This is a genomic window from Kocuria sp., assembly GCF_030536815.1.
GTDB lineage: Bacteria > Actinomycetota > Actinomycetes > Actinomycetales > Micrococcaceae > Kocuria > Kocuria gwangalliensis.
Map to the genome: position 1 here is coordinate 1 of NZ_JAUNPE010000181.1, position 3,865 is coordinate 3,865.

4 protein-coding genes are annotated in these 3,865 nt (G+C 62.9%); 2 read left to right on the plus strand and 2 right to left on the minus strand.

Features of this window, described 5'->3' with window-relative positions:
- Nucleotides 1-285: DUF1540 domain-containing protein (locus Q4E95_RS11680; protein ID WP_368660330.1), on the plus strand; the 285-nt coding region annotated here is incomplete at its 5' end.
- Nucleotides 286-411: 126 nt separating this feature from the next.
- Here the strand turns inward: Q4E95_RS11680 and Q4E95_RS11685 are convergent.
- Nucleotides 412-1,263 carry a hypothetical protein gene (locus Q4E95_RS11685; RefSeq protein ID WP_303383470.1) on the minus strand — a complete coding sequence of 284 codons (852 nt, stop codon included), beginning with the start codon at nucleotides 1,261-1,263 and terminating at the stop codon, nucleotides 412-414.
- 389 nt (nucleotides 1,264-1,652) lie between these two features.
- Here Q4E95_RS11685 and Q4E95_RS11690 point away from each other — a divergent pair, with 389 nt between their 5' ends.
- Entirely contained in the window at nucleotides 1,653-2,729 is a 1,077-nt protein-coding gene (locus Q4E95_RS11690) for a CapA family protein (RefSeq protein WP_303383471.1), read from the plus strand.
- Nucleotides 2,730-2,831: 102 nt separating this feature from the next.
- Here Q4E95_RS11690 and gatB read toward each other — a convergent pair.
- Nucleotides 2,832-3,865 (minus strand): Asp-tRNA(Asn)/Glu-tRNA(Gln) amidotransferase subunit GatB (gene gatB, locus Q4E95_RS11695; protein ID WP_303383472.1); only part of this gene is annotated, 1,034 nt, incomplete at its 5' end.

Below are 3,865 nucleotides of genomic sequence, written 5' to 3' on the forward strand. Positions count from 1 at the left end.
ATCATGGCTACTTTGACCGCCGTCTCCGCTTGCGCCGCCACCGCGTGCGCATATAACGACAACGGCTGCTCCGCGCCCGCCATCACCGTGGGCGGCAGCGGCTCCACCGCATCCTGCACCACTTTCATTTCCCTGGACGCTCGCGGAGGCCTGCCCACCGCTAACGGCCAGGTTGGCGCGTGCCAGCGCCTCGAGTGCAAGCACAACACCGACCTGCTGTGCACCGCGTCCTCCATCGAGATGACCGGCGACACCGCTAACTGCGCGTCCTACGAAGCCGAGTAATCACTGACTTCCGAACACAACCGTGCCCGCGCGTTCTTCACGAACGCGCGGGCACGGTTTTTTTAATCCTGCGACCCGCCAGGCGCGCAACCCGAGACTGTGCAACCGCGGACGCCTCCCGATCAATTATTCGGGTGCACCCACCCGTGTCCCGAGCAAGGATTCCACGCGAGCAAACAGTCCACCACACTCCACCACGGACTCGCGGTCGAAGGGCACGAAGAACACACGAGTGCGCTCGGCGCCGTTGCGCATGACCGTCAATCCTGTGACATCGACATCCACCACGAACTCTCGGTTCTTGGTGTGGGAGCAACCTCCGACAGAGGGCTTCTCGCTCAGGACACGCGCTTCGACCCAGCCGTTGCTGACGGCATCGCACAGCGAGGCAAGATCAACGGAATCCAGGCTGGACGCAACATCCAGACCAACGGTCTCGATGTCACCCAAGCCGGCCAGAGCGACGTCGTCATTCCGCTCGACCAGGTGCGCGAACGAAATGGCCGTGGCACCCACGCCGTCGTGCAGCAGAACCCGCGAGACCCGGACGATGCCGAGCATTCCGAAGGGAGACTTGGCTACGGCCTTGACCATTTCGGGCACGTCTTCGTACTCGAGCACATCGGAGGCGCGCTCAGTATCCAGCCATTCAAGCTGGCCGAGCATGTGCGCGCTGGCCGTGAGAATCTCCACGCGAGGTTCCGGGGAGAGCTTGGTGATGTCCATCCGAACATCCATACTCGTGCCCGGGTTGAGCAGAACCGCGTCATCGGAGCCGGAGAACACCGTGGTCGCCACCATGAGGTCGCCACTGCCGGTCATACCGTGCGCCAGGGCATCGAGCGTGGGCTGCCCTTCGAGCCCGTAGGCAACCAGCGCCGCGCGCCCCGCTCCCGCAAGCATTCGATGTGCCAGTGCCACTGCTCGATCGTGGGTGCTGGAACCTTGAGACTGGCCACCAATCGTTCGCTCGACCATGGCTTCCTCGCTCTCTATGTGGCTATCGAAATTTAGGATAGCCTAACCTTTGGCACTCTTCGTGTGAAGAGCATCTCATGAAATACGTCAGGTTTTAATGACTTAAATCCACTCGATTGAGTCCAGGCGCATTCTCAATGTGATGCAGATCATCTTCTGGATGTGAAACCATCTGTTCCATGAGCTTCCTGGATACCCGGCCAACACGGATGTTGACTCTCGCAGCCGCGGTTTCGTTGACCGCGGGCGCTCTGGTGGGGTGTTCGGATACAACCCAGGAGACGAACGACCCGGCGGCCGGGTCCACGGAGCCCACTTCCGCCGAGTCCTCCCTCACATTGCCAGCCGCCGCAGCCGGCCCCGAGTGTCCGGAGGATAGTTGCATCACCATGACTGTGACCGGCGACCTCTTGTTGCACCACGGGTTGTGGGAGAATTTCGGCACGGACCCTGCCGCCCGAGACGGTGAGCATTTTGATTTCGAGCCGTTGCTGGCCGGGCAGCGCCCGTACCTGGAGAACTCGGATATCGGCGTCTGTCATGCCGAGACTCCCGTAGCGGAAAAGGGCGGGCCTTACGCGGACTACCCCGATTTCCAGGTTCCCCCGGAAATTTTCACCGCTGTGAAGTCGGTTGGTTATGACGCGTGCACCACAGCTAGCAACCACACCGTCGACCACGGGACCGAGGGGCTCAATCGGACGTTGACGTCCTTGGACGAGGCCGGTTTGCAGCACACCGGCTCTTACGATTCTCAGCGGGCGTCAGAAGAACCGCTGCTCCTCCATACGGAAACCGGCACCGTGGCGATCGTGACGGGCACCAACAGTCTCAACAAAAAAGTGCCGGACCATGATTGGCAGGTTGACCGCTTCCGGGACGGCGAAGACCCCACCGTGGACCCGGAGGTTGCCCAGGCTGACATCGACCACGCCGCCAGTCAGGCGGAAAAGGCCCGCGAGCAAGGCGCGGATGTGGTGGTGGCAGCCATGCATTCGATCATCGAATACACGGACACGGCCGACGACTTTCAGCAACGAACCGCCCATGCCCTGGCAGACTCCGGTGCTTTCGACGCCGTCTACGGACACGGATCCCACAGCGTGCAGCCCATTGAAAACTATGACGGAACGTGGATTGTCTACGGCGTGGGCAATACAGTGACGGAAACCGCGTCCATGATGCCGAACAACAATGACGGCCTGATCGCACGATTCCAGTTCGCGAAAACCGAGGACGGCAACTGGGACGTCAGCGATCTGTCCTGGGCTCCCAGCTCGAACACCCAGGGCGGCCAGTACGCGTGGTGCTCGGCAGCGTCGGACTCGCCGAACGGAACCTGCCGCTCGGACGCCGCGGACACGCAGAACCGGGAGCGCATTGCACAGATCGTCAACACACCCTCGGCGGTCGAAAACGGCCTGCGCGAATGGCTCGTCAGCGAGGACGTCCCCACGGATAATTAGGGTCTCCGACGTGAAGTGAGGGTCGTGCTGATTCCTGACTCGGAATCTGCACGACCCTCACTTGAGGTTCGCCCGGCGTAGCCACACCGGCGGCAGAGGAAGCTAGCCCTGCACGCCCAGCTTCTCAAGGATGATCTGGCGCACGCGGCCGGCGTCTGCCTGACCACGGGTTGCCTTCATGACCGGGCCGATAAGCGCACCTACGGCCTGAACCTTGCCGCCCTTGATCTTCTCGACCACGTCCGGCATCTGGGCCATGGCGTCGTCCACGGCGGCCGTCAGGGCGCCGTCGTCGGAGACGACCGCAAGGCCGCGAGCGTCGACGATCTCGGATGGGGAGCCCTCGCCCTCGATCACGAAACCGATGACCTTCTTGGCCAGCTTGTCGTTGATCTTGCCCTCATCGATCAGGGCGTTGACCTCGACCACGTGGGCCGGGGTCACCGGCAGATCCACGATCTCGACCTCGGCTTGCTTAGCCAGACGGGCGATCTCGCCCATCCACCACTTGCGGGCCACGGCTGGGGAAGCACCAGCCGCGATGGTCTGCTCGATCTCGTCCATGACGCCGGCGTTGACGACGTCCCGGAACTCTTCGTCCGAGTAACCCCACTCGGCCTTGAGACGCTTGCGGCGCTGGGCCGGCGGCTCGGGCAGCTGGGCCCGCAATTCCTCGATCCAGGCTTCCGTGGTGACCACGGGGACCAGGTCCGGTTCGGGGAAGTAACGGTAATCATCGGCGTCGGACTTGGGACGACCAGAGGTGGTGGACCGGGTGTCCTCGTGCCAGTGACGGGTTTCCTGAACAATCTTCTCGCCCGCCGACAGCACGGCGGCGTGGCGCTGGATCTCGAAACGCACCGCGCGTTCGACGGCGCGCAGGGAGTTCACGTTTTTGGTCTCCGAGCGCGTACCGAACACCGTGGTGCCCTTGGGCATCAGGGACACGTTGGCGTCACAGCGCACGTTGCCGCGCTCCATGCGGGCGTCGGAGATGCCCAAGTTCTTCACGATCTCGCGGATGGCCGCCACGTACACGCGAGCCAGCTCGGGAGCGCGCGAACCAACACCCACAATGGGCTTGGTCACGATCTCGATGAGCGGCACGCCCGAACGGTTGTAGTCCACCAGCGAGT

Bases quoted from the DNA above. Each gene is read 5' to 3' on its own strand.
- Q4E95_RS11685 (WP_303383470.1), bottom strand. From the start codon at position 1,263: ATGGTCGAGCGAACGATTGGTGGCCAGTCTCAAGGTTCCAGCACCCAC.
- Q4E95_RS11690 (WP_303383471.1), top strand. From the start codon at position 1,653: ATGACTGTGACCGGCGACCTCTTGTTGCACCACGGGTTGTGGGAGAAT.